We start from the raw sequence: 24,137 nt of genomic DNA on the forward strand, positions 1-24,137 counted from the left end.
CATCATGACCGCGAACGCTCTGCATGATCTCTGGTTCGGCTTTGGCGTTGCCTTCCAGGGTTCCAACCTGATGTGGTCCTTCTTCGGCGTGCTGATGGGAAACCTGATTGGCGTGCTGCCCGGCATGGGCGCGCTGTCGGCCATTTCCATCCTGCTGCCGCTGACCTATGCCATGCACCCGGTACCCGCCATCCTGATGCTGGCGGGGATCTTCTATGGCTCGCAATATGGCGGCGCCATCGGCGCGATCCTGCTCAACCTGCCCTCGCACCCGCCGCATGCGGTCACCTGCCTGGACGGCTATCCGATGACGCGCGCCGGCAAGGGCGGCACGGCGCTGGGCATCACCATGATCTGCTCATTCTTCGCCGCGTCGGTGGGCATCATCGTGATGATCTTCGCCTCGCCGCTGCTCACCGAGATTTCCTTCAAGTTTGGCCCCACGGAGATCTTCTCGATCATGCTGCTGGGCTTGCTGGCAGGCTCCACCATGTCGCGCGGCTCACCGCTGAAAGGCGTGGCAATGACCCTGTTCGGCCTGATCTGCGGCTGTGTCGGCACCGACGTGAACAGCGGCACCTTCCGCCTGGCGATGAACATCCCCGAGCTTAGCGACGGGCTGGAACTGGTCGCCATCGCCATGGGCCTGTTCGGCGTGGCGGACTTCCTGCTCAATGTCAACCGGATGAGCGTGATCGCCAGCAAGGCCAAGCTGCGCATCCGCGACATGCGGCCCAGCCTGGCCGAGCTCAAGACCGCCTTCTGGCCCATGGTGCGAGGCACCGCGGTAGGCACTGTGTTCGGCGCCATGCCCGGGACCGGCCCCACCATCACGACCTTCGTCGCCTATGCCCTGGAGCGCAAGATCTCCAAGACGCCGGAGAAGTTCGGCACGGGCATGATCGCGGGTGTCGCCGGGCCGGAAGCCTCCGCGCACTCCAAGACGCAGGTCGATTTCATCCCCACCATGAGCCTCGGCATTCCGGGCGACGCCGTGATGGCGCTGATCCTTGGCGCACTGATGATCCAGGGCATCGCCCCGGGGCCGCAGCTGATCAGCGATCACCCCGACATCTTCTGGGGCCTGATCGCCAGCTTCTGGATTGGCAACCTGCTGCTGATCGTGCTGAACGTCCCGCTGATCGGCGTGTGGGTCAAGCTGCTGCAGGTGCCCTACCGCTACCTGTTCCCCTCGGCCATGTTCTTCATCGTGGTCGGCGTGTTCAGCACGCAGAACAGCCTGTTCGAGATCTGGGAAGTACTGGCGTTCGGTGTCATCGGGGCAGTGCTCATGTGGCTCGGGTTCTCGGTGGCGCCCATCCTGCTGGGCTTCGTGCTCGGGCCGATGGTGGAAGAGAACTTCCGCCGCTCGCTGCTGCTGTCGCGCGGCGACATGATGGTGTTCGTGCATCGCCCGATCAGCTGCGTCTTCGTCGTGCTCTCAGCCCTGCTGCTGACCGGGGTCACCTACTCCGCGTGGCGAGCCAGCCGCGGCGCGGGCAAAGTGGCCGTGCTTGCCGGCGGCGAGCTTGCCGTCAACGAGTAGCCACGACGCAAGCCTGCACCGACGCGGCTAGCCCGGGAAAGGATAGTCCGCGTCGAACGCCGCGAAACGCGCCTGCAGGAACTCGATCAGGCGGCGCTGCCGGTAAGACGGAAACCGGCTCTGCAGGAACACCAGTTGCAGCGGCACGCTGTCCTGGTACCACTCGGGAAACAGCAGCACCAGGCGGGCGGCGCTGACGTCGGCCGCGACATCGAACCAGCTTTTGAAAGCGATGCCATGGCCCGCCAGTGCCCAGTCGCGCACCACCGCGCCGTCATCGCTGGTGCGCCGTCCGTTCGCCTCCACTTCCAGCCGGGACTGGCGCGAGCGAAACGGCCAGCGCATGCGCGCCTGCCCGCCCGGCGCCAGGCATAGCATCTGGTGCTGCGCCAGCGCCTCGGGCGACGCGGGCGTGCCGCAACGCGCCAGGTACGCCGGCGCGGCCACCGCCACGCGGCGCGTCAGCGCAAGCTGCCGGCGCACCAGCCCCGAATCCTCCAGCCAGCCCACCCGCACCGCCAGGTCGACATTGCTGCGATACAGGTCGGCAAGCGTATCGCCAATGGACAGCTCAAGCGAAAGCTGCGGATGCGCCACCAGGAAATCGTCCAGCCAGCCACGCAGCAAGGCGCGTCCCAGGTCGGCGGGCGCCGACAGCCGCAGCGGCCCGGCCAGTTCCTCCCGCTGCTCCGCCAGCGCGCCCTCGCCCTCTTCCAGCGCCGCCAATGCCTTGCGCGCTGCCTCCAGGAACACCCGCCCCTCCTCGGTCAGGCGCATGCGGCGGGTGGTGCGGGCGAACAGGCGCGCGCTCAGGCGTTGCTCCAGGCGGATCAGGGCGGCGCTGGCAGTGGCGGCGGTCCGGCCCAGTTCGCGCGCGGCCGCGGAGAGGTTTTCAAGCTCGGCAGTGCGAACAAAGAGTTTCAGGTCGTCTAGGGAGTACATTCAAAGCAGGTTTGATTAAATCGGCATGTAATGGCAGATTATCAAACCCTAGTGTGCATGCCACAAGGACGACTCCAGCCACGTCGCGCGAAAAGAAAGAAAAAAGGGACAATGCGCCACAAAATCGACTACTCCTTGATGCCCCGCACGCGAGGATATACATTTCACAACGTATATCATCCTCGAGTGCCATGGGAGAAACAGATCATGCAAGTCAGCAAATGGGGAAATAGCCTGGCCATCCGTCTGCCCGCCTCCGTGGTGGATGCGCTGGAGCTGCATGAAGGCGACGACATTGAAGTCGTGATCGCCGACGAACGGGTTTTCCAGGTCAGGAAGAAGCCCGGCAGCGCCGACTATCTGGCGAAACTGCGACAGTTCCGCGGGCGCCTGCCGGCAGATTTCAAATTTGACCGGGACGATATCAATGACCGCGCGTAGAGCGTTTATCGATAGCAACGTACTGTTGTACCTGTTGTCCGCCGACACGGCAAAAGCGGATCGCGCCGAAGCCATCGTCCAGGCCGGGGCCAGGATCAGCGTGCAGGTCTTGAACGAAATCACCAACGTGGCTCGCCGCAAGCTGGCTATGCCGTGGCCAGACGTGAACGAGGTTGTGAGACTGATTCAGTCCCTGTGTCCCGTGGAGCCACTCACCGTGGAAACACATGACAAAGGCAGGCAGATTGCCGAACGTTACGGGTTCAGCCTCTGCGATGCGATGATCATAGCGGCGGCGCTGCGGTCCGACTGCGAGATCTTGTATTCCGAGGATATGCAGGACGGGATACTGATCGAAGAGGGCTTGCGTATTCGTAATCCGTTTGCGGCAGGGCTGCCCCTTGGGGCGGCATGAGGGGCCGCGCAATAGGTCAATCCAGCGCGCCCCAGCGCCACGCGATCAGCGCTGCGACTACCGGGTCTGGCGGCAGGAACTCCTGCTCAATGCGCCCGCGCTCCTGCCGGCGCAAATACTGATAGAAGTCCCTTTCAACGACTGTGAGGCCCTCCGGCGGCTCGACACCGGCCGGCACAGGCTCCGCCACAGCCAACCCCACAGCGTATTGATCGAAGCAGGCTCGATTCATCTGCACGACAGTCACATCAGCCAGGGCCTGCCGTGCCCTGGCCAGCATCGTCAGCCCCCAGGTGTCCATGTCGCCCCAATAGGCAACATGCTTGCGCGCCAGCCATTCGGCTCGCATCCAGCCTAGGTTCAAACCCGCACCGAGGATGGCGACGGTATCGGCCAACGCCGGCAATTGATGCAGGCAGCGCTCGTTTTCCACGACCAGGATATGCCTGACGGACTCCGGCAACAGAGCAAGCTCGCTGACGCGCACGCGCTGCTGCGAAAACGGCAGCAGTCCAGGCGCCAGCGGCACCAACAGGAGCCAATGATCGCTATCATCGGCTGCACCCAGGAAGGACTCCAGCCCGAGCTCGCTCGCCAGTCCGTCAAAGCGCACATCGAGCATCTGGATCAACAAGGTGCGATTGCGTTCGATGAACTTGCTATCAATATTGCAGACAGTCAATGCCCGCAGCGGCCGTCCCCCCGCACAGCCAGGCGTCAAGGCCAGGGCGACCTCGCTCGCCTTGGCGACTTCGCCTGCCGGGCGGTCTACCACAAGGCGCCGTTGGCGCAGAATCAAGGGATGGAAGCGCGGATCGACTGCCTGTACCAGCTGGCCCAGCGCCCGATACTCAGCCTGGATCGCTGCATCCCCAGTGGCTAAGACCCATTCCGACGGCGTGCGCAATTCCCAACTCAGTGGTACTTCAACCGGCGCATTGCCGGCTCGGTAGGCCACATCCTGCCAGACAACCGTTCCGACTTGCATCTCACGCCAGCGCTGCACATGCCGCCTGACCAGGCCGGTCTCGTCGGCAAAAGCCCTCGCGCTCGGCCTGCCTATCGACAGACTCAGCGGCCAGCTATCGGCCTGGAGCAATCGAGCCACGCGCACATCCGCGGATTGCCAATGCCTGGCGAGCTTCGCCGCCAACTCATCCGGTGACTTCATCTTGGCTGTTTTGTCTAGAGCGAGCGAGCACATCCAGCTCTTCCCAACTCAGCGATGTCATGGTGGCCTGCTGCCCTCTGCGGTGAATCAGGATCGCGGAGCGGGTATGTGCGCGCAGCAGACGCATTTCCTTGTTCGGTGTGACGAAGAGCGGATGCAGGCCAAACTCCCGCAGCGCCGAAATAATCCGCCCGGCCACGGCCTGCGAGCTTTTCGAGAATGCCTCATCCAGCACGATGGTGCCGAATAGCGGCTTGCTCCCGCCATCCGGGCACAGGGCATAGCTCAGCGAGGCTGTCAGGATATAGCTGGCGATGATTTCCTTCTCGCCACCGCTTCCGCCCTGCGAGCCGGTGCGGGTTTCCATGACCGCGCCCGTGCCGCGCTCGATCACCGACACGGCGAACTGCAGGCGATAGCGCGGATCCAGCAGCGCCCGCGCGCCAACCGTGGTCCGGCGCTCGCTGGCTTCTCGCAACAGCGTCACCACCTGCGCCAGGGCCCGGAAGTGGCTTTCGCCCTGATCATCCTGCAATGCCGCCGAGCGCAGCGCGCGTTGCGCCTGCTGCAGCGTTTTCAAGCTCTCATGAACCACACGGCGCGGATCCAGCCGCAGATACCGCCCGGGCTGGAAATCCACCCGGCGCATGGTGTTGTTAAGATCTTCGATGCGTTCCTCGATGATCGCCACCTCGTTCTCGATACTGCCGAGCAACTGGGTTACGCCCTGGTCGGAGGACTGGTTGAGATAGTTCAGGAAGCGCTGCAGCTTCTCTGGCAGGGCCTCTTCGTTCAGTATCTTCAGGCGCGCCAGGTATTGCGGCACGTCCTCCAGTTCGGTGCCGACATCGGACAGGGCGCCGGTATCCTCACGCTTCGCGTGTCCCATGGCGCGAATCAGATCCTTCTCGCAACGAACAAGCGATTCGGAAATCCGTCGAAGTTGCTCACGCAACCGCCCTTCCGCCCCGGTCTCGTGATCCTCCAGCGCATCGACCTGTTGCACGCCGGACAGGTCGAAATGCTGCTGTGCCAGCGCTAGCTGCGCAGCGCTCAACCCCTCGCCGCTGCGTCGGTAGGCGCGTTCCCGCTGTGCTATCGCAACCTCGAGGTCTTTCTGCAAGGCGACTTGGACCATGCGAGCCTTTTGCCACCCCTCAGACCTTTGCCTCAGCAGCGTCTTGGCCTCTTGCCATCGCTGCTGCGCCCTAGCAGTATCCGACTCCGGATCGGTCAGATCAATCAGGCGCCGCCGCAAATCAGCGAGCTCGCCTTGCGCCGCGGGTAGGTCGATGTCCTGGAACTGCAGACCCAGCAAGCGCTCAAGCAGGCCCAGGCGTACGCGGCTTTGACCCACTGCCGCCTTGCCCAACTCGAACAGTTCCTCATGCCGCTTAAGCGCCGCCGTGGCCTGACGCAACTGTTCTTCCAGCTCCGCCAGGCTGTCTTTGTTATCGAATCCGGTCATCCACCCCTGATGCAGAGGCGTCTTATCCTGTTTCTCGAAAAAGCCAGTCTTACCTGACATCAAGCCCTGCGCCGTCAAGCCGTGCGGGGTACTTTTCAGCATCTCGGGTGAGGCAACACAATGACGGTCGATCTCAGTCAGGAATTGCCTGAGCGCTTCCCCGTAAGCGTGGTCCTTGAAATTCAGCTTCCGGGTGAAACCGTCCTCAAAAGAGCCAGGGGCCGGCGCCGGCTCCTTCACCTCCAGCAAGCGAACGTGCAGCCGGTTATCGCGGCCATTTACCCACGACAACGCCGCTTTCATCGCTTGTGGCAGCACCATCAGACGAAGTCGATGCCCCCCAATGGCCCGCTCAATGGCACCTCTCCATTGGGCTTGATTCGCGCGCACTTCCACCATCTCCGCGACAAACGGCAAGGCATCCTCAGGCTGACCGAGATGTGCGGCGAGTTCGCTCCTGAATTGCTGATATGGCCCCGGAATGTTGGAGCCGGGTCGTGCCTGGACCTGCCGCAAGGACTCCCTCACTTCCGAGGCAACCACCTTGCTGGCCTCGACCTTGACCCCGAGCGCGAAAGCCTCGCCTTCCTGCCCTGCAAGCGACTTTTCATATTGGACTTTCTGCTGGCCAGCCTGCCGCTGCCCCTCTCCAAAAGCCTCGGCTGTCAGGGTGACATCGAGCGCCAAAGACTTCATCAGTTGCTGATAGTCCCGCGCATAGCGTTGAAGCGTCTCGCAGTGCTTGCGTTGCCTTTCTATTTGCTCCTCCAGCAATTCGACGTTGCTGCCCCCGGTCTGCAGGTAGCGGTCACGCAGAGCTTGCTCCTGCGCCTCTTGCTCACCAATCTCCGTGGACAGCGCATCGACACGCTGCGTGCAAAATCCGATCTGCCTCGTTAAATCGTCGGCGCGCCCATGCCAAAGCTGGTGGGCGCGCAGCGCATAGCAGACCGGCAGCATGGCAACCAGGGCGAGCTGGACATCTTGTTGTTGACGGTACTCGCCACGCGACTGCCACCCCTTCTCGACCGGCAGCAGGGACTCCCGCTGCCTGCGCGCAATCTCCAGTTCCTGATGGATCGCCGCCAGGTCGTCGAACTCGGACGCTACTTCGGCCGCGCGCTGGAACGCTGAGCGGTCATCGAGCACCAACTCGCGAAACAATTCGTCGATACTATTCAACTGCTTGAGGCCGGCGGCACGATTCAGCAAGGTGAAAGCGTTCTCGCCCACCTCGAAGAAGCGGCGTAGTTGCGCGACGTAAGCCTTCTTGTTCTCGAATACCTGCAGATCGGCAAGCTCGCGCCCAAGCTGCTTCAATGCGCGCTTGCCGCCGGCGTGATGCGCTTCGAGCCACTCGTCCAGCCCTTGCTGCTCCTGCCGGGAAATCAACCAGATCCTGTCAAGGTCAGCGGCCGCCGAACTACTCCCCTCCAACGTAAAGATGCCGGCAATGGTCAAGCGCACGTTGCCATTGCCGAAGCTTGCGGCGATCGCCGACACGGTCTTGCCCGGCCGGGCAATATGGTCGGTATCGCCACCTCGTCCCGCCCCGGACACGCCGCGTACATAGGACACCAGATCGCGATCGCTTTCATGCCCGCCGGTCGAGGCCAGGTTGTAACGCGGCTGGGCCGCGATCAATGTCATCAGGGCATCGACCAGCGTTGTCTTGCCGCTGCCGGTTTGCCCGATGATGGCGGTACCCTCGATATCGATCTCGGCATGGTGCCGTCCCCCAAACGGGCCCCAGTTGTAGACGTCGATATGCGTCAGCACATAGGCCGCGCAGGGCAGCAATTCCTCGATTGATGGATGCCCTGTCTGGGGAGGCTTCATATAGCGTCCTCCGGATCGCTCGACGCACCGCCTTCGTCGCCACCCGCAGGCTGCGCTGCGAGCCTAAGGGCCTGCAACAGGCTTTGCAGGTTCTCGGGATTGGCAAGATGGACGACGATGGGCCGGATGGAGACCTGATCGTGTGGATCGACCTCGGAAACGAGGCCATGCGGCTTTAGCTTCTCCAGCAAGGTGCGCAAACGCTGCTGTTCGCGCGCGTCGCTGCCCAGGTTGCCCAGGTAGAGCTGCACCTGTGGCAGCAGGTCTTCCAGCGCCACTTGGGCATCTCCGGCCCCAATCCCGCCCTCCTGCTCATGCGCCACATAGTGCTGGCGCAACAAGGCCACCAGCAGTGATTGCTCGAGCGTCAGGCGCTGGCGGCGCACCAGAGGATGCGACCACTCGTCCTCCGCCTGCGCGAACAAAGGTTGTGACACCACCAGGAAGGCCAGCCCTCGCACGTCGTCGATCTTCAATGCCAGATCCAGCGGCTCCAGGAGGCGATCGATATCGGCCGCATGGGTGATAGCGATACGATAGAGATTGGGCTTTCTCGCGGCCTCCAGCAGGCCGAGCTTGAGCAACTCCTGGCAGGCATCCTTGACCTGGCGCGGGGTGATGGCAAGCCCACCCTCTGCCCCGGCTTGCACGGAGGATGGGAGCGGAACCTCTTCTTCGCTGTCTCGCGAAGACGAATCCACGGTTGCGGCGGACTCATCCGCCGCGGTCAGGTCATCAAAAATGCTCGCCATGCTATATCTCCATGTCCAAGCCGCGCAGATGTCCGGCGCCCAATTCCACCTGTGGCACCTGGAAACGCAGGGCAATTCCGTCACGGCCAAGCACATCTACGCTCTCACGCTGCGGATGCACCGGGGCGTCAGCCTCCCTCGCCATGCCCAACCACAACGCGATCGACTCCAGATCATGGGTCGGCGGCAAATGCCGCGCCAGCTCGGCAATGCCCATAGCCTCCCCGCTCTCTTCCAGCACGGCCAGCGTCCGCTCGATCAATGCCTGGCGATCAAGGCTATCGAACGCATCCCAGAAATCCTCATCGATCAGCGTGGGATCCATGCCGCGGGCGCCAAGTTCGAGGCCCTGCTGCTCATCGTCCTCGCTGGCCTTGAAGCGAAGCCGCTCCACTAGTGGCAGCCCCGACACCGCGATGGCGACTGGCGGCAAAGGGCCGGCCTGGCGGCGTACCGCAGCGCTGCCCCAGTCCACCGCCAGGGCCTGCTGCAGAATGTCATTGACCAGTTCTCCTACCCGATGATGCTCGGCAGCCAGGCCCGTCTTGAGGAACCCCTTGACATCACGCTCACTGCGGGCGCGTGCGCGAATCACCGCTGCCGACTCGTCCACCAAGCGAATAATCAACCAGCGCAACTCACCTTGCTGCTGCGAATTCAAGGCCAAACGGGTGGCTGGATGCCTGATGATCGAACGCAAGCGATGCTTCATCGCATCCAGTTCCGCCGAGCGCCCCAACTGCTGCTGAAAACCATGAAACACCTTGCCTTCCGGCGTCTCCAGCAGGCCATCATGGCTATTCAGCAGCTTGTCGACAACCTCGCCCCGGTGGTTGCGCTCGCTGACAATCGATTGCCGCAGCCGCCGGTCCGCCTCGCGATAGGAGTCCTCCACCCGCCGGAAGTCCCCCCGCAAGCTGGTGGCCAGGTTGAATATTTCGCGAATGCCCTCGGCTGCCTCGGCATCGCTCAGCACCTTGACCTCACCTGCGTTGACCGCGGCCAGTTCGCTCTCAAGTTCGGCGATCTTGCGCTGCAAGTATCTGGCGCGGCTGCGCGGGTCCGGATTGAGGCTTGACTCCAGATTCTCGATCTCCCGTTGCACGATGGACAAGCGCGATGCGGTTGATGTCATCAGCCGGCCTTCGAGTCCGGCTACGAACCTCAGCGCTTCCTCCAGCGCATCCGTAGCATACAAACGCCCCTCCCGCTCGATCACCAGCGCGCGCCGGATCCAGGCGCGCAACTCCTTGCGCGCTGCTGCCGCGCTGTCGTCGGCTTCGACGCCGAATTCATCGCTATTGGCATGCTGCTCCAGCAGCGCCGCCAAGGCCTGCTGCGCCTCCTCGAAGACGATCCCGTCGTGACTTCTCTCAAACAGGGTCTGCAGACAGCTTAGAACCAGCGGTGAACTGCGCGCCGCAAGCAATTGCCAAGCCGGATGCTGGCGCCGGGCCTGGACATACTGCTGCGTGCGTTGCTTCCAATCGAGATCCATCGCGCTATCTGTGTGAAGTGCTTTCGTCGAGTCCGATCAAGGAAAACCATGCCGTGATGGTCCGATCTTCCGGCGTGAGGGCAAACGCCGGATTCCCTCGAAGAGAGATGCTATCAGACGGGTGCAGGAGAGAAATGCCATCGCAGGATCCAGCTCATGGCCGATCATCGAGGCAGCGGAGCGCGACGCGGGCGCCGTGTGGTGGGGTGCCGCCCCCGGGCGGCACCACCGGTCATTACCTCAAAGACGCCCCGCCAGCTCCGCGGCCGCGTCCTCGTCGGTGCGCTCGAAGCGCAGCGGCGTCACCGAAATAGCGCCCCGGCCGACCACCACCGCCTCGCTGTCGTCGGTGTCCGGCTGCGGGCCGCGCGAGAACTGCAGCCAGTGATACGGGATGCCGCGCGGGTCGACATGGGCCCGCACGGCAAGATCCTTGACAAGGCCAACGCCCTGGCGGGTGACGGTGAGCGGGCCGGCGGACCCGGGCTCCACATCGGGGAAGTTGATGTTCAGGCAGGCCTGCTGGTTCCAGCCGGCGGCAAGCAGGCGGCGGATCACGCCGGGCGCCAGCGCGCGCGCCGTTTCCCAGCGCACCGCGTTGCGATCGGTGAAGGCCTGGCTCAGCGCAATGGCCGGGATGCCCAGCAGCACGCCGGTCATGGCGGCGCCCACGGTGCCGGAGAACACGGTTTCGAGGCCGAGGTTGGCGCCACGGTTGATGCCCGACAGGACCAGGCTCGGCGGGGTGTCGGCCATCAGATGCCGGGCGGCCATGACGACGCAGTCGCCCGGGGTGCCGCTCACGCCAAAGCGGCGCTCGCCCTGCTGGCTGATGCGCAGCGGCGCGTGCAGGCTCAGTGAGTGCGAGGTGCCGCTCTGGTCATGCTCGGGCGCGACCACCCAGACCTCGCGCGCCAGCGTTGCCGCCACGGCTTCGAGCACGGCCAGCCCGGGGGCGTCGATGCCGTCATCGTTGGTGAGGAGTACGCGTTCCAATAAGGGTTCGGACATGGTGATAGAGGACCGTAGGTTGACGAATGCTGCGCTGCCTTGCGCGGCACGCTGCGTGCGGCATGGCAGCCGGGGCTAACGCCAGACTATAAACCGAAGCCGTGACGGTTCGGCCACGCGTTGCCGGATTTGCCAAGACAGGACGGCATCGGGCGGCTAGCCTGCAGCCCATTGTCGATCATTGCCGCCCCCGCGCGCCGCCGGCGCGCTGAAACACCATGCCCTCATCCCGCTTCAGCGTCCCCGCCTCGGCCGCCTGGTTGTCCAGCCTGGCTTTTGTCCTGATCTGGTCGACCGGATTCATCGTTGGCCGGGCCATCGTGCCGGTGGCCCAGCCCAGCTTGTTCCTGCTGGCCCGCTTCTCCCTGGCGGCCGTGTTGTTCGCGGCCGTGGCCGTGGCCGGCGCAGCGCGCTGGCCGGCGCCGCGCGAAGTGCCGCGGCACTTGCTGGCGGGCGCGCTCCTGCACGGCAGCTACCTGGGTGGCGGTTACTGGGCCATTGCGCATGGCCTTGCGCCGTCGGCCATGGCCTTGCTCGGTGCATTGCAACCGCTGCTGACCGCGCTGCTGGCAATCCCGTTGCTGGGGGAGTTTCCGTCCCGGCAGGGCTGGGGCGGGCTTGCACTGGGCTCCCTGGGCGTAGTATTGGTGGTGGCACCCGCCACCCTGGCCAGCGCACCCAGCCCCGTTTCGCCGTGGGTGGTACTGGTGGCGGTCATCTCCATCCTCTCCATCACCATGGGCACGATTCTGCAGAAAACCTCGATTGCCGCGGCCGACCTGCGCGCCAGCATGGCCTGGCAGAACGTGGGCGGTGCCCTGGTGGCCGGCGCGCTGGCATGGCTGCTGGGCGAGTCGATCTGGCAGCCGGGCATGGCGCTTTGGTCCGCACTGGCCTGGGCCACGCTGGTGCTGTCGGGCCTGGGCACCTATCTGCTGGTGCGCATCGTCAGGCGCGGGCAGGCTGCCACCGCCGCGTCGCTGATGTTCCTGGCGCCGCCGCTGGCGGCGCTGCAGGCCTGGCTGCTGTTTGGCGACAAGCTCGGGGTCCTGCAGTTACTTGGCCTGCTCGTTGCCGGCATTGGGGTCTGGCTATGCCAGGCCGCCCAGGGCGCCGGGATCCCTCGCAAAACCCGCCATGCCGCCGCACGATGAAGATGCTGTGCTGCTAGCCCAGGCGGGCCGGCCGGCGCCGCTGGTGGAGACCCGCGTCTATCAGCCAGAGCGGGAGTGGCATCGCCATGACTACCATCAGGTCCTGTTCGGACTGGACGGTGCCTGCGAGCTGGAAATCGGCGGCCACCTGCACCGGCTCCATCCCTGCGGCGGGCTGATCGTGCCCGCCGGGGAGCGTCACGACTTCCTCGGGCTGGACGACAACCGGCAGTTGGTGCTGGACATTCCGCCGGGCTCGCTCGCGTTGCCGGCCGCGCTGATGGACCGGCCCAAGGCGTTTGCCATCACGGACGGCTGGAGCGAACGCGTGCGGCGCCTGGCTACGCTGCCTCAGGCAACCAGCTCCCGGCAACATCACTGGCAACTGGCCGCTACCCTTGCCGCCGACCTGGCGCAGGCGTTGGGCGTGGGCGGCCAAGCCCAGCCCACGCATTTTCCGCTAGCGCGAATCGACGCCTACCTGCGCCAGCACCTGGACGCGCCGCTGCGGGCCGAGCAGCTCGCGGCGCAGTTCGGCTGGAGCGTGCGGCGCTTCCATACCCTGTTCTGCGACGCCTTTGGCGATACGCCGCATCGCTACCAGACACGCCTGCGGCTGGACCAGGCCGCGCGCCTGCTGGCGGACCGGGCCCAGCCGCTGGCGGAAATCTCGCTGGCCCTAGGCTTTCCAGACCAGACCACCTTTACGCGCAGCTTCACCCAGCGCTTCGGCATGCCGCCAGGGGCATGGCGTGCGGGCCTCGGGGTGGCGAATATCGCCTTGCCGGCATCGCGCTAGCTGCTGGAATCGGGCAGTCATTATTCCTGCCAAATAGCGATATTTCGCAAACAAATGCTGATCGATTGTCTTTAACCTGCACGCCACTTCCGTTCAATGGTGCGGCACCTGACTGCCTGCTTGATTTCCTGACCTTGTATTTAAGGGCAAACAATTGCGCTGATCGCCAGATTTTCAGTAAGACGCGCCCATCCGGCAATCCCTGAAAACATGCGGCACCTGCCCCGTTGCGCATCATCTGCGCAGCGTGGCCACGGAAGCAGGAAGAGCACCGGGCCGCCCCCAAAAGGGGCGGCTTCCGGACAATTACCGATCGGAGACAAAAAGATGAAAGAAAACGCAGAAGCGTTGCACCGCGGCCTGGGTGAGCGCCAGATCCGGCTGATGGCACTGGGCTCGGCCATCGGCGTGGGCCTGTTCCTGGGCTCGGCCACCGCCATCAAGATGGCAGGCCCGGCCATCATGCTGGCCTACATCATTGGTGGCGCCATGATCTTCCTGATCATGCGGGCACTGGGCGAGATGGCCGTGCACAACCCGGTGGCAGGCTCCTTCTGCCGCTACGCGCAGGACTACATGGGGCCGCTCGCCGGCTACCTGACCGGCTGGAACTACTGGTTCCTGTGGCTGGTGACCTGCATCGCCGAAATCACCGCCGTAGCCATCTACATGGGCATCTGGTTCCCCGACGTGCCCCGCTGGATCTGGGCGCTTGCAGCGCTGGCGGCAATGGGCTCGATCAACCTGATGACGGTCAAGGCCTACGGCGAATTCGAGTTCTGGTTCGCCATGATCAAGGTCGTCACCATCGTGCTCATGCTGGTGGGCGGCACCGGCATGATCGTGGCCGGCTTCGGCAACGGCGGCGTGGCGGTCGGCATCTCCAACCTGTGGCAGCACGGCGGCTTCATGCCCAACGGCGCCTCCGGCGTGCTGATGTCGCTGCAGATGGTGATGTTCGCCTACCTCGGCGTGGAGATGATCGGCCTGACCGCCGGTGAGGCCAAGAACCCGCAGAAATCGATCCCCGGCGCCATCAACTCGGTGTTCTGGCGCATCCTGATCTTCTACGTGGGCGCACTGTTCGTGATCCTCGCCATCTATCCCTGGAGCGAGATCGGCACCCAGGGCAGCCCCTTCGTCATGACGTTTGAGCGCCTGGGCATCAAGACCGCCGCCGGCATCATCAACTTCGTGGTGCTGACCGCCGCGCTGTCGTCGTGCAACGGCGGCATCTTCAGCACCGGCCGCATGCTCTATAACCTGGCCCAGCAAGGCCAGGCACCGCGCGCCTTTGCCGTGGTCGATCGCAACGGCGTGCCCCGGCGCGCTTTGCTGGTTTCGATCGCGGCGCTGCTGTGCGGTGTGCTGTTGAACTACCTGGTGCCCGAGAAGGTGTTCGTGTGGGTGACATCGATCTCCACCTTCGGCGCGGTCTGGACCTGGGCCGTGATCCTGGTCACGCAGATGAACTTCCGCCGCGGCCTGTCCCCGGCCGAGCGCGGCAAGCTGGCCTTCCGCATGCCGTTCTGGCCTTATGGCTCGTGGATTGCGCTAGCCTTCCTGGGGCTGGTGGTGGCGCTGATGGCGTACTTCCCGGATACGCGCATCGCGCTGTATGTGGGCCCGGCCTGGCTGATCCTGCTGACGGTGCTGTACTACAAACTGGGCATGCAGTCCCGCTCGGCGGTCCAGTACCAGGGCTAAGTCCCCTCCAGCGTTGCCTTTCCATGCAGTACCTTGCGCGTGCCGTGATGCGGGTGCGGCACGCGCAAGCGCGCCGGCCACGCTAGAATTACCCCCGGACCATCAACCGCCAGGGGAGCAGGATGTCAGACGCGCTTGCCACACCCAGCAGGACCAGCGAGGCGAGCACCGAGGCCAAGGCCGCTGCCGTGGTCGCTGCCCTCGCCAAGGCCGAGATCGACCAGGCCGACCATGCCATGCGCAACTGGACCGACCCCGAGCCAGGGCCGGTCCGCATTGGCTCGCCGCAGCATTTGCGCATGTTCTGCAATATGCTGCTGCAAACCCACAACCCCTACAAACCCGCCGTCATCGATTGGCCCAGGCTTGACCCGGATGCCTTGCACCGGGTGACCTCGCTGCCGATATGGGATATCGCGGTACAGACCGAAGGCCGTGCCTCCGTGCGGGTACAGGCCTTCGCCGATACCGTGACCACCCCCCTGCTGCGCAGCGCGCTGGAAATGGATGGCGGCGAGGAGGCACGCCACAAGGTGGTGCTATCGAAACTGGTGGAAGCCTACGGCATCGCCCTGGCCCCCGAGCCTGAGTACCGCCCGCCAGATGACTTGGAGTGGGGCTGGCTGGTCACCGGCTACAGCGAGTGCATCGATAGTTTTTTTGCCTTTGGCCTGTTTGCCGCGGCCAAGCGCTCGGGCTTTTTCCCCGCGGAACTGGTGGAAACGTTCGAGCCGGTCATCCAGGAGGAAGGCCGCCACATCCTGTTCTTCGTCAACTGGGCGGCATGGTATCGCCGCAACCTGCCCTGGTGGCGGCGCCCGCTTTACACGCTCAAGGTGATGCGGGTGTGGGCCTTCCTGATCTGGGAGCGTGTTGGCATTGCGCGCGGCATCGATGCCGACGGCGTGGCCAAGGACGCCAATTTCCCCATGAACAGCACGTCCTCGCTAGCCGAAGCCCTGTCGCCGCGGGCGATGATCGAGCTTTGCCTGGCCGAGAACGATCGCCGCATGGCCGGCTACGATCCGCGCCTGCTGCGCCCTGAAACCGTACCCAAGCTTGCCCGGCTTGCCCGGCGCCTGTTGCACTGATGCGTGATGCGCTGATGCCGTCGCTGCCCTACCCATCCCGTCCTGGAGTTTTTTGAGATGTTTGTGTTGTCCCTGATCTCGCTCGCCATCTGGTGCGTGCTGCTTGCCGGCCGTGCCGGCTTCTGGCGAGTGCGCAAGCCCGGCCCCGCGCCCGCGCCCGCGCAATGGCCCGAGGTGGTCGCCATCATCCCGGCTCGCAACGAGGCGGACGTGATTGGCGGCGCCGTGGCTAGCGTGCTGGGCCAGGACTATCCCGCAGCGCTGCGGCTGGTGGTGGTGGATGACCATAGCACCGACGGCACCGCCGACCTCGCGCGCAGCGCCGCGGCAGCGCTGGGCAAGGCGGATGCGCTGACCGTGATCACGGCGCGCGACCTGCCGGCCGGCTGGAGCGGCAAGGTCTGGGCGCAGTCCGAGGGCCTCGCCGCCGCCGACAAGGCAGCGCCCGGAGCCGGCTGGGTATGGCTGACGGACGCCGACATCCATCACGGCAATGGCGTGCTGGCCCGGTTGGTGGCGCGTGCCGCGCATGAGCAGCGGGACCTGGTGTCGTTGATGGTGCGGCTGCGCTGCGCATCGTGGTGGGAGCGCCTGATCGTCCCGGCCTTTGTGTTCTTCTTTGCCAAGCTCTACCCGTTTGCACGGGTAAACAATCCGCGCAGCGGCGTGGCGGCGGCCGCTGGCGGCTGCATGCTGGCGCGCCGTACCGCGCTGGCCCGCATTGGCGGATTTGCCGCGATCCGGGGCGAACTGATCGATGACTGCAGCCTGGCTGCCTGCATCAAGCAAGGCGGCTCGATCCGCCTTGACCTGGCCGACGACAGCATTTCCGTGCGCCCCTACGATGACTGGCGCAGCCTGTGGGACATGATTGCCCGCAGCGCCTACACCCAATTGCATTACTCGCCGCTGCTGCTGGCCGGCGCCGTGGCCGGCATGGTCCTCACCTACCTGGCGCCTCCCTTGCTGGCGCTCGGCGGCGGCCTGCGGCTGTGGCCGGCATGGGCCGCCTGGCTGGCCATGGCGCTGGCCTACGTGCCCATGCTGCGTGAATACCGCCAGCCGCTCTGGCTGGCCCCCCTGCTGCCGGTGACGGCGTTGTTCTACCTCGGCGCCACGGTCGACTCCGCGCGCCGCTACTGGCTGCGCAAAGGCGGCCAGTGGAAGGGACGCGCGCAGGCGCCCCAACGGGGCTGACCGTCGGCGCTGACCGTCGGCGCTTACCCCAGGTAGCCAGCGCTACGGAACCAGTCGAGCGCTTCGCTCAGCCCTTGTTGATATGGCCGCGCCTGGTAGCCTAGCGCCAGGCGGGCCTTCTCCGAGCTGAAGAACATCCGGTACTTCGACATCGACAGGCCGTCCGCCGTCAGGAAAGGCTCCTTGCCGGTCATGCGCGCCACCGCCTCCGCCGCGTAGGCAAGCGGGTAAAGCGGCCAGCGCGGCAAGCGCATGGTGGGGGCACGCCGCCCCGTCATGGCGGCAATATCGGCCAGCATCTGTTGCAGGCCCACGTCCTGCCCGCCGAGGATATAGCGTTCGCCGGTCACGCCGCGCGCCAGCGCCAGCATATGGCCTTCGGCCACGTCGTCCACATGCACCAGGTTGAGGCCGGTATCGACGAAGGCGGGAATCTTGCCGGTGGCGGCCTCTACGATGATGCGCCCGGTGGGCGTGGGCCGCACGTCACGGGGGCCGATCGGCGTGGAGGGGTTGACGATCACGGCAGGAAGCCCGTCGCGGGCCACCATGCGCTCCACCACGCGTTCGGCCAGCACCTTGCTGCGCTTGTAGGCGCCAATCGCCTCATGGCCGGCCATGGCGGCCTCTTCCGTCACCGGCGCGGTGGCGCCCGCGACGCGCAAGGTGGCCACGCTGCTGGTGTAGACGATGCGCTCGACCCCGCAAGCTTGTGCCGCCCCCATCACCGTCTCGGTGCCAGCCACATTGGTGCGCACGATTTCCTCGGGATCCGGCGCCCACAGGCGGTAGTCCGCCGCCACGTGGAAGAGATAGCGCACCCCTCGGAGCGCGCTTTCCATGGCGCGCGCGTCGCGCATGTCGCCCTCGGCGATCTCCACGGGCAGGCCCTCCAGGTTGCGGCGCGGGCTGCCGGCGCGTACCATCACCCGCACGCGAAAACCGCGCGCCAGTGCCTGCCGCGCCACTGCCGAGCCGAGAAAGCCGGATGCGCCCGTTACCAGGACGTAGTCCCCTGAACTCATATCACCCACCGAAAAAACCTCAAAGTGTTGCTGGCCGTAGCCAGGTGCCAGGCAAAGGTTGCGGCACCGGTATATAGTAACCACCGTATGACGGGAAAGTGATTCCGGAATATCAACTTATGCTGAACCCGTTGACTGGGTCGGGGGGCCTATCTTTATGCAGGTGATTCTTGCTCAACCCCGCGGTTTTTGTGCTGGTGTGGTGCGCGCGATCGAGATTGTAGACCGTGCCCTCGTCAAACACGGAGCCCCGGTGTTTGTGCGACACGAAATCGTGCACAACAAGCACGTGGTCGAAGGGTTGAGACGCAAGGGCGCGCAATTTGTGGAAGAACTGGACGAAGTGCCGACCGGCGCCGTCACCATCTTCAGCGCGCATGGTGTCTCCAAGGATGTCGAGAGCGATGCGAAGGCCCGCCAGTTGCACTCGATCGACGCGACCTGCCCGCTGGTGATCAAAGTCCACACCCAGGGGCGCCAGTACGCCGCCAGTGGCCGCACCGTGATCCTGATCGGCCATGCCGGCCATCCGGAGGTCGAGGGCACGATGGGGCAAATTCCTGGCAAGGTGATCCTGGTGCAGAGTGAAGCGGAAGTCGCACTGCTCGACCTGCCCGCGGACACCCCGGTTGCCTACGTGACCCAGACTACGCTCAGCGTGGACGACACACGTAATATAATTGCCGCCCTGAGCCGGCGTTTTGCCAATCTGGTCGGGCCGGATACGCGTGACATCTGCTACGCAACGCAAAACCGTCAAAGCGCCGTGCGCGAGCTCTCCAAGCAGGTGGAAGTGATCCTTGTGATCGGCGCCACCAATAGTTCCAACTCCAACCGCCTGCGTGAAATCGGCACGGAGAGCGGTGTGCCCAGCTATTTGATTGCCGATGGCAGCGAACTGAACCCCGAGTGGGTGCGCGGCGTCGAAGTCGTTGGGATCACGGCCGGCGCCTCCGCCCCCGAGGAAATGGTCAATGACGTGATCGCCACGTTGCGCCAGCTCGGGCCGGTGGACCTGTCGGTCATGGATGGCCGCGAGGAACACGCCGAATTCCGCTTGCCGGCCGAGCTGGCCGATTCGTCGCCACGCAGGCAGGCAGCCGGCACGGCCACCGCCGAAGCCGCGCCGCAGCCAGACCCGCAAACCGCCGCTGGCTAACGCCCGGGCGCCCCTATAACAAGGAAGTACATTTTGGCCATTCCCTTTTTGCAGGTTGCCCGCGTGGGCGCCTATGTCGTCAAGCAGCACCTCTCGGGCAACAAGCGCTATCCGCTCGCGCTGATGCTCGAGCCGCTGTTCCGCTGCAACCTGGCCTGTAACGGCTGCGGCAAGATCGACTATCCGGATCCCATCCTGAACCAGCGCCTGTCCATCGAGCAGTGCCTGGGCGCGGTCGACGAATGCGGCGCACCGGTCGTGTCCATTGCCGGTGGCGAGCCGCTGCTGCACAAGGACATGCCCACCATCGTCAAGGGCATCATTGCGCGCCGCAAGTTTGTGTACCTGTGCACCAATGCGCTGCTGATGGAAAAGAAACTGGACCAGTACGAGCCGAGCCCGTACTTCGTCTGGTCGGTGCACCTGGACGGCGACCGCGAGATGCATGACCGCTCGGTGAGCCAGGAAGGCGTGTACGACCGTTGCGTCGAAGCCATCGCCGCGGCCAAGAAGCGCGGCTTCCGCGTCAACATCAACTGCACGCTGTTCAACGATGCCGAGCCGGAAAAAGTCGCCCGCTTCTTCGACTCCGTGAAGGCCATGGGCGTGGACGGCATCACCGTCTCGCCGGGCTACGCCTACGAACGCGCGCCCGACCAGCAGCACTTTCTGAACCGCGGCAAGACCCGCCAGCTGTTCCGCGACATCCTGTCGCGTGGCCGCGCCGGCAAGAACTGGGCGTTCAGCCAGTCCACGCTGTTCCTGGACTTCCTGGCCGGCAACCAGACCTACAAGTGCACGCCCTGGGGCAATCCGGCGCGCACCGTGTTCGGCTGGCAGCGTCCGTGCTACCTGCTCGGTGAAGGCTACGTCGACACCTTCAAGGAGTTGATGGAAGGCACCGACTGGGACGCCTATGGTGTGGGCAACTACGAGAAGTGCGCTGACTGCATGGTCCATAGCGGCTTCGAGGCCACCGCGGTGGCGGACACCATCGCCCACCCGCTCAAGGCGTTGGGCGTGAGCCTGCGCGGCGTACGTACGTCGGGCCCGATGGCACCGGATATCGACCTGACCAAGCAGCGCCCGGCCGAGTACGTGTTCTCGAAGCACGTCGAGATCAAGCTCGAAGAGATCGGCCGCTCGAAGCCTTCCAAGGCAGCCAACGACGCCGCGGCACGCAAGGCCGCCGCGCACTAAACCGAAGGCTGGCTGGCAAAAAGGCTCGCTCCCGGGTACCGCGCGTACCCGGGAGCGAGCCTTTTGTGTCTGACGCTGTCGCTGATGCGCTGGCCCAGGCCAGGCGCTCAGGCGTCGGCGGACTGGCGTGCGTTGTGGTTGGCCAGGTACTTGAGCAGGCCATCGATGCCGTTGCGCGCGACGATGTCGGCGAACTGGCGGCGGTACACCTCGATCAGCCAGGCGCCCATCATGTTGATGTCGTAGATCTTCCAGCCGTTGCCGCTGCGTTGCAGGCGGTAATCGATCTGCATTTCATCGCCGTTGTTCAGCACGCGCGTCTCCACCACGACATCCGTGGCGCCGCTGGCGGCCAGCGTCGGCTTGTAGCTGAACTTCACGTTCTGCTCGCGCAGTTGCGACAGCGACACCGCGTAGCTGCGCACCAGCAAGGTCTGGAACTGCTCGTAGAGCTGCTTTTGCTGCTCGGGCGTGGCATTGCGCCAGGCGCTGCCGACCGCCAGCCGGGTGGTGCGCTCAAAATCGGTGTACGGCAGGAACTGGCGCTGCACGACCGCGGTGATCTTGGCGAGATCGCCGTTGCGGGTGTCGGGGCTGGACTGGATGGTGCTGATCACGCCCTCGACCGCTGCGCGTACCAGTCGGTCCGGCGAGGACCTGTCGGCCGTTTGCGCTTGCGCGGGGCAAACCATGGCCACTGCGGCAAGCGGAACGAGGGGAACGAGGGCCTGCAAAGCAATACCGTGTTTCTTCATGCGAATTTGGACCTGAAAATGCCAGTCGGTTCGCCGCCGGCAACGCCCGGCGGACTTGCCAGGAAAATCAAACAGGAAACGCGCCGCGCTGCGCCGCTGCAAGGCTGCAGCCCGGTCCGCGCGCACGTGCCGGGGCAGTATAGCGTACCGGCGCGCGCGCTCCGCGCAGCGCCGCACCGCGCCGTCCCGTTATACTCGCGGCTGCCACTTTGCGCCCTGCTTTGCGCCTTTGACTACGCGCGTCGTTGCGCACCACACCGTTACTGCTTCCTATATCGCCCATGTTGACGTCGTTGGTCATCCGCATTGTCCAGTTTTCCACCCGCCGCGCGTGGCCCGTCATCGCGCTGGCGTTGCTGCTGACCATCGTCAGCGGCGTCTATGTGGCCGGCCATTTCGCCATCAATACCGATATCAGCCGCCTGCTCGAGTCGGACCAGCCCTGGGCGCGCCGCGATGCCGCCGTAAGCGCCGCGTTTCCCCAGCGCGACCAGATGATCCTGGCGGTGGTGCAGGCGCCGGCCCCCGAGCTGGCGGACGCCGCCGCCAATGAGCTGGCCGGCGCGCTCGCCAAGCAAGGCAAGCTCTTTCGCGCCGTCAGCCAGCCCGGTGGCGGCGAGTTCTTCGAGCGCAACGGCCTGCTCTTTGTCGATACCGCCAAGCTGCGCGACGTTACGTCGCAACTGACCCAGGCGCGGCCGCTGCTGAACGCGCTGGCGCACGACCCTACCCTGCGCGGCCTTTCCGATACGCTGTCGACCACGCTGTCGCTGCCGCTGCAACTGGGGCAGGTCAAGCTGGGCGACATGGCCAAGCTGCTCGGCAAGAGCGCGGATACGGTCGACCGGGTGCTGGCTGGCAAGCCGGGCGCCTTGTCCTGGACCGGGCTGGTGGATTCGAGCCAGGAGCCGGCCCCGGGCCGCCCCGCCACGGCGTTCGTCGCGCTCAGCCCCGTGCTTGACTACGCTGGCCTGCAGGCCGGCGCGGATGCCGCCGATGCCATCCGCGCCACGGCCACCAAGCTGGGCCTGGCGCAGCGCTACGGCGCCCAGGTACGCCTGACCGGCTCGCAGGCGCTGGCCGACGACGAGTTTGCCTCGGTCAAGGAAGGCGCGGCCTTCAATGGCGCGCTGACGGTGCTGGTGGTGATCCTGATCTTGTGGCTGGCGTTGCGCTCCAAGCGCTTGATCCTGGCCGTGCTAGCCAGCCTGGCGGTCGGGCTGGCCATCACCGCTGCCTTCGGGCTGGCCATGGTGGGCGCGCTTAACATGATCTCCGTGGCCTTTGCCGTGCTGTTTGTCGGCCTGGGCGTGGATTTCGGCATCCAGTTTGGCGTGCGCTACCGCGCCGAGCGCCATGTGCATACCGACATCCCGGACGCGCTGGCCAGCACGGCACGGGCAGTCGGCGTGCCGCTGGCACTGGCCGCAGCCTCCACCGCGGCGGCCTTCTTCTGCTTCCTGCCCACCAACTACCGTGGCGTGGCCGAGCTGGGCCAGATCGCCGGCGTGGGCATGCTGGTGGCTTTTCTCACCACCATCACGCTGTTGCCCGCCCTGATCACGGTGTTCCGCCCGAAGGACGAAGCGGGAAGGGTCGAAGTGCCTGGCTTCAAATGGCTGGCGCCCGCCGACGATTTCTTCGAGCGCAATCGCAAGGCCGTGCTGCTGGCAACCGGCGCCCTGATTCTGGCGGGCTCGCCGCTGCTGATGCACCTGCGTTTCGACTTCGATCCGCTGCACCTCAAGGATCCGCATTCCGAGTCGATGGCCACCTTGCTCTCGCTCAAGGATGCGCCCCAGGCCGGCACCGACAACGTCAGTGTGCTGGCGCCCTCGCTGGCCGCCGCGCAGACCGCCGCCGCCCGCCTGGCAGCGCTGCCGGAAGTCTCGCGCACCGTCACGCTGCAGACCTTCATCCCCGACGACCAGCCGGCGCGGCTCGCCTTGATCGCCGCCGCCTCGGCCAGCCTGATGCCGGTGCTCACGCAGGCAACCGCCACCCCTGCCAACGATGCCAGGCTAGTCAATTCGCTCAAGAACGCGGCACGCCAGCTCGCGCTGGCCGCGGACGAGCACCCCGGCCCGGGCGCCGCCGAGGCGGCGCGCCTGGCGGCCTCGCTGCGAAAGCTGGCCGCTGCGGACGCGGCCAGCCGCGAGCGCGCCGAGCAAGCCATCGCCCAGCCGCTGCGCCTGGCACTGGCGCGCCTGCAGCGCGCGCTAGCGCCACAGCCGATCGCCCGCGAAACCCTGCCACCGGCGCTGGTGCGCGACTGGGTTGCCCCGGATGGCCAGGCGCTCGTCAGCGTGAGCCCCAAGCTTCCCGTCGCGGCCAAGCCGGGAGACGCCTCCAGCACCAGCGACAGCGATGCGCGCGACGCCGCGCTCACGCGCTTTATCGACGCCGTCCAGCGCGTCGAGCCCACCGCGGTTGGTGGCCCGATCTCGATCCGCGGCTCCGCCGACACCATCATGACGGCCTTTGCCCAGGCCGGCGTGTGGGCCGTGCTGTCGATCACGCTGCTGCTGTGGATCACGCTGCGCCGCGTGGGCGATGTGCTGCGCACGCTGGTGCCGCTGCTAGTGTCCGCGCTGGTGACGCTGGAGCTGTGCGTGGTGTTCGGCATTCCGCTCAATTTCGCCAACGTGATCGCGCTGCCGCTGCTGTTCGGCATCGGCGTGGCCTTCAAGATCTACTATGTGATCGCGTGGCGCGAGGGCAAGACCCAACTGCTGCAATCCCCGCTGACGCACGCCGTGCTGTTCAGCGCCGCCACCACCGCCGCCGCCTTCGGCAGCCTGTGGCTGTCCCAACATCCGGGCACGGCCAGCATGGGCAAGTTACTGGCACTCGCGTTAGGATGCACGCTGGTCGGTGCCGTATTCTTTCAGCCGATCCTGATGGGGCGGCCGCGCGAGCGGTCGGCCCCCCCCACTGGTCCGGCCCATTGATGTCTCGTCTCCATAG

19 protein-coding genes are annotated in these 24,137 nt (G+C 65.4%); 11 read left to right on the forward strand and 8 right to left on the reverse strand.

The annotated features are described in order from the left end of the window. Positions 1-4: 4 nt before the first annotated feature. A complete protein-coding gene (locus tag AC1DQR_RS17220; RefSeq protein ID WP_477133419.1) occupies positions 5-1,546 on the forward strand; it encodes a tripartite tricarboxylate transporter permease in 1,542 nt (513 codons plus the stop codon). Positions 1,547-1,573: 27 nt separating this feature from the next. Here the strand turns inward: AC1DQR_RS17220 and AC1DQR_RS17225 are convergent, their stop codons facing one another. After that, positions 1,574-2,488 (reverse strand): LysR family transcriptional regulator, encoded by a 915-nt coding sequence (locus tag AC1DQR_RS17225; protein ID WP_150991297.1) that lies wholly within the window; start codon positions 2,486-2,488, stop codon positions 1,574-1,576. A 207-nt stretch (positions 2,489-2,695) separates the two neighbouring features. Here AC1DQR_RS17225 and AC1DQR_RS17230 point away from each other — a divergent pair, with 207 nt between their 5' ends. Together AC1DQR_RS17230 and AC1DQR_RS17235 are read left to right on the forward strand one after the other, a co-directional pair. Next, entirely contained in the window at positions 2,696-2,929 is a 234-nt protein-coding gene (locus AC1DQR_RS17230; protein WP_174428675.1) for an AbrB/MazE/SpoVT family DNA-binding domain-containing protein, read from the forward strand. Then, complete coding sequence (locus tag AC1DQR_RS17235; protein WP_416053052.1) at positions 2,916-3,344, forward strand: PIN domain-containing protein; 429 nt, start codon at positions 2,916-2,918, stop codon at positions 3,342-3,344. Before AC1DQR_RS17230 ends, AC1DQR_RS17235 begins: the two co-directional genes overlap by 14 nt. 16 nt (positions 3,345-3,360) lie before the next feature. Here AC1DQR_RS17235 and AC1DQR_RS17240 read toward each other — a convergent pair whose 3' ends face one another. The 5 genes from AC1DQR_RS17240 to surE form a co-directional block, all read right to left on the reverse strand. After that, positions 3,361-4,515, reverse strand: coding sequence for a Wadjet anti-phage system protein JetD domain-containing protein (locus AC1DQR_RS17240; protein ID WP_416053053.1), 1,155 nt, complete (start codon positions 4,513-4,515; stop codon positions 3,361-3,363). Further along, on the reverse strand, positions 4,499-7,822 hold the full coding sequence (locus tag AC1DQR_RS17245) for an ATP-binding protein (RefSeq protein ID WP_416053054.1): 3,324 nt from the start codon (positions 7,820-7,822) through the stop codon (positions 4,499-4,501). Before AC1DQR_RS17245 ends, AC1DQR_RS17240 begins: the two co-directional genes overlap by 17 nt. Further along, the gene (locus tag AC1DQR_RS17250) at positions 7,819-8,574 is read right to left on the reverse strand and encodes a DUF4194 domain-containing protein (protein ID WP_416053055.1); all 756 of its coding nucleotides are present in this window, start codon (positions 8,572-8,574) and stop codon (positions 7,819-7,821) included. The genes AC1DQR_RS17245 and AC1DQR_RS17250 overlap by 4 nt, the downstream gene beginning before the upstream one ends. 1 nt (position 8,575) lies before the next feature. Beyond that, positions 8,576-10,072: a DUF3375 domain-containing protein gene (locus AC1DQR_RS17255; protein ID WP_416053056.1), complete on the reverse strand. Its 1,497-nt coding sequence runs from the start codon at positions 10,070-10,072 to the stop codon at positions 8,576-8,578. A gap of 240 nt (positions 10,073-10,312) precedes the next feature. After that, on the reverse strand, positions 10,313-11,083 hold the full coding sequence (gene surE, locus AC1DQR_RS17260; RefSeq protein ID WP_477133420.1) for a 5'/3'-nucleotidase SurE: 771 nt from the start codon (positions 11,081-11,083) through the stop codon (positions 10,313-10,315). Positions 11,084-11,301: 218 nt separating this feature from the next. Here surE and AC1DQR_RS17265 point away from each other — a divergent pair, with 218 nt between their 5' ends. The 5 genes from AC1DQR_RS17265 to AC1DQR_RS17285 all read left to right on the forward strand — a co-directional run bounded on the left by AC1DQR_RS17265 (position 11,302) and on the right by AC1DQR_RS17285 (position 17,031). Next, positions 11,302-12,237: a DMT family transporter gene (locus tag AC1DQR_RS17265; RefSeq protein ID WP_477133421.1), complete on the forward strand. Its 936-nt coding sequence runs from the start codon at positions 11,302-11,304 to the stop codon at positions 12,235-12,237. Next, on the forward strand, positions 12,221-13,036 hold the full coding sequence (locus AC1DQR_RS17270; protein WP_477133422.1) for a helix-turn-helix transcriptional regulator: 816 nt from the start codon (positions 12,221-12,223) through the stop codon (positions 13,034-13,036). The genes AC1DQR_RS17265 and AC1DQR_RS17270 overlap by 17 nt, the downstream gene beginning before the upstream one ends. A gap of 327 nt (positions 13,037-13,363) precedes the next feature. Beyond that, positions 13,364-14,743, forward strand: coding sequence for an amino acid permease (locus AC1DQR_RS17275; RefSeq protein ID WP_477133423.1), 1,380 nt, complete (start codon positions 13,364-13,366; stop codon positions 14,741-14,743). A gap of 122 nt (positions 14,744-14,865) precedes the next feature. Then, positions 14,866-15,834, forward strand: coding sequence for a ferritin-like domain-containing protein (locus AC1DQR_RS17280; RefSeq protein WP_477133424.1), 969 nt, complete (start codon positions 14,866-14,868; stop codon positions 15,832-15,834). A 57-nt stretch (positions 15,835-15,891) separates the two neighbouring features. Beyond that, the gene (locus tag AC1DQR_RS17285; RefSeq protein WP_477133425.1) at positions 15,892-17,031 is read left to right on the forward strand and encodes a glycosyltransferase; all 1,140 of its coding nucleotides are present in this window, start codon (positions 15,892-15,894) and stop codon (positions 17,029-17,031) included. A gap of 23 nt (positions 17,032-17,054) precedes the next feature. On the opposite strand, the gene hpnA is transcribed toward AC1DQR_RS17285, so the two are convergent. Then, positions 17,055-18,056: a hopanoid-associated sugar epimerase gene (gene hpnA, locus AC1DQR_RS17290; protein ID WP_416053061.1), complete on the reverse strand. Its 1,002-nt coding sequence runs from the start codon at positions 18,054-18,056 to the stop codon at positions 17,055-17,057. 157 nt (positions 18,057-18,213) lie between these two features. Here hpnA and ispH point away from each other — a divergent pair, with 157 nt between their 5' ends. Both ispH and hpnH read left to right on the forward strand, forming a co-directional pair. Continuing rightward, positions 18,214-19,215: a 4-hydroxy-3-methylbut-2-enyl diphosphate reductase gene (ispH, locus tag AC1DQR_RS17295; protein WP_416053062.1), complete on the forward strand. Its 1,002-nt coding sequence runs from the start codon at positions 18,214-18,216 to the stop codon at positions 19,213-19,215. A gap of 33 nt (positions 19,216-19,248) precedes the next feature. Continuing rightward, positions 19,249-20,415, forward strand: a complete 1,167-nt coding sequence (hpnH, locus tag AC1DQR_RS17300; RefSeq protein ID WP_183031845.1) for an adenosyl-hopene transferase HpnH — start codon at positions 19,249-19,251, stop codon at positions 20,413-20,415. A 107-nt stretch (positions 20,416-20,522) separates the two neighbouring features. On the opposite strand, the gene AC1DQR_RS17305 is transcribed toward hpnH, so the two are convergent. Beyond that, positions 20,523-21,170 carry an MlaC/ttg2D family ABC transporter substrate-binding protein gene (locus AC1DQR_RS17305; protein WP_477133426.1) on the reverse strand — a complete coding sequence of 216 codons (648 nt, stop codon included), beginning with the start codon at positions 21,168-21,170 and terminating at the stop codon, positions 20,523-20,525. Between the two features lie 281 nt (positions 21,171-21,451). Between AC1DQR_RS17305 and hpnN the strand changes: the two genes are divergently transcribed. Beyond that, entirely contained in the window at positions 21,452-24,121 is a 2,670-nt protein-coding gene (gene hpnN / locus AC1DQR_RS17310) for a hopanoid transporter HpnN (RefSeq protein ID WP_477133427.1), read from the forward strand. Positions 24,122-24,137: the final 16 nt, after the last annotated feature.

This window comes from Cupriavidus sp. 05L411, assembly GCF_056398045.1.

What these genes read in the sequence shown, in the direction of transcription:
- surE (WP_477133420.1), bottom strand. Translation starts at nt 11,083, where the DNA reads ATGTCCGAACCCTTATTGGAACGCGTACTCCTCACCAACGATGACGGC.
- ispH (WP_416053062.1), top strand. Translation starts at nt 18,214, where the DNA reads ATGCAGGTGATTCTTGCTCAACCCCGCGGTTTTTGTGCTGGTGTGGTG.
- AC1DQR_RS17245 (WP_416053054.1), bottom strand. Translation starts at nt 7,822, where the DNA reads ATGAAGCCTCCCCAGACAGGGCATCCATCAATCGAGGAATTGCTGCCC.
- AC1DQR_RS17270 (WP_477133422.1), top strand. Translation starts at nt 12,221, where the DNA reads ATGCCGCCGCACGATGAAGATGCTGTGCTGCTAGCCCAGGCGGGCCGG.
- AC1DQR_RS17255 (WP_416053056.1), bottom strand. Translation starts at nt 10,072, where the DNA reads ATGGATCTCGATTGGAAGCAACGCACGCAGCAGTATGTCCAGGCCCGG.
- AC1DQR_RS17230 (WP_174428675.1), top strand. Translation starts at nt 2,696, where the DNA reads ATGCAAGTCAGCAAATGGGGAAATAGCCTGGCCATCCGTCTGCCCGCC.
- AC1DQR_RS17225 (WP_150991297.1), bottom strand. Translation starts at nt 2,488, where the DNA reads ATGTACTCCCTAGACGACCTGAAACTCTTTGTTCGCACTGCCGAGCTT.
- AC1DQR_RS17280 (WP_477133424.1), top strand. Translation starts at nt 14,866, where the DNA reads ATGTCAGACGCGCTTGCCACACCCAGCAGGACCAGCGAGGCGAGCACC.
- hpnN (WP_477133427.1), top strand. Translation starts at nt 21,452, where the DNA reads ATGTTGACGTCGTTGGTCATCCGCATTGTCCAGTTTTCCACCCGCCGC.
- AC1DQR_RS17250 (WP_416053055.1), bottom strand. Translation starts at nt 8,574, where the DNA reads ATGGCGAGCATTTTTGATGACCTGACCGCGGCGGATGAGTCCGCCGCA.
- AC1DQR_RS17220 (WP_477133419.1), top strand. Translation starts at nt 5, where the DNA reads ATGACCGCGAACGCTCTGCATGATCTCTGGTTCGGCTTTGGCGTTGCC.
- AC1DQR_RS17240 (WP_416053053.1), bottom strand. Translation starts at nt 4,515, where the DNA reads ATGAAGTCACCGGATGAGTTGGCGGCGAAGCTCGCCAGGCATTGGCAA.
- AC1DQR_RS17305 (WP_477133426.1), bottom strand. Translation starts at nt 21,170, where the DNA reads ATGAAGAAACACGGTATTGCTTTGCAGGCCCTCGTTCCCCTCGTTCCG.
- AC1DQR_RS17265 (WP_477133421.1), top strand. Translation starts at nt 11,302, where the DNA reads ATGCCCTCATCCCGCTTCAGCGTCCCCGCCTCGGCCGCCTGGTTGTCC.
- hpnA (WP_416053061.1), bottom strand. Translation starts at nt 18,056, where the DNA reads ATGAGTTCAGGGGACTACGTCCTGGTAACGGGCGCATCCGGCTTTCTC.
- AC1DQR_RS17285 (WP_477133425.1), top strand. Translation starts at nt 15,892, where the DNA reads ATGTTTGTGTTGTCCCTGATCTCGCTCGCCATCTGGTGCGTGCTGCTT.
- AC1DQR_RS17235 (WP_416053052.1), top strand. Translation starts at nt 2,916, where the DNA reads ATGACCGCGCGTAGAGCGTTTATCGATAGCAACGTACTGTTGTACCTG.
- AC1DQR_RS17275 (WP_477133423.1), top strand. Translation starts at nt 13,364, where the DNA reads ATGAAAGAAAACGCAGAAGCGTTGCACCGCGGCCTGGGTGAGCGCCAG.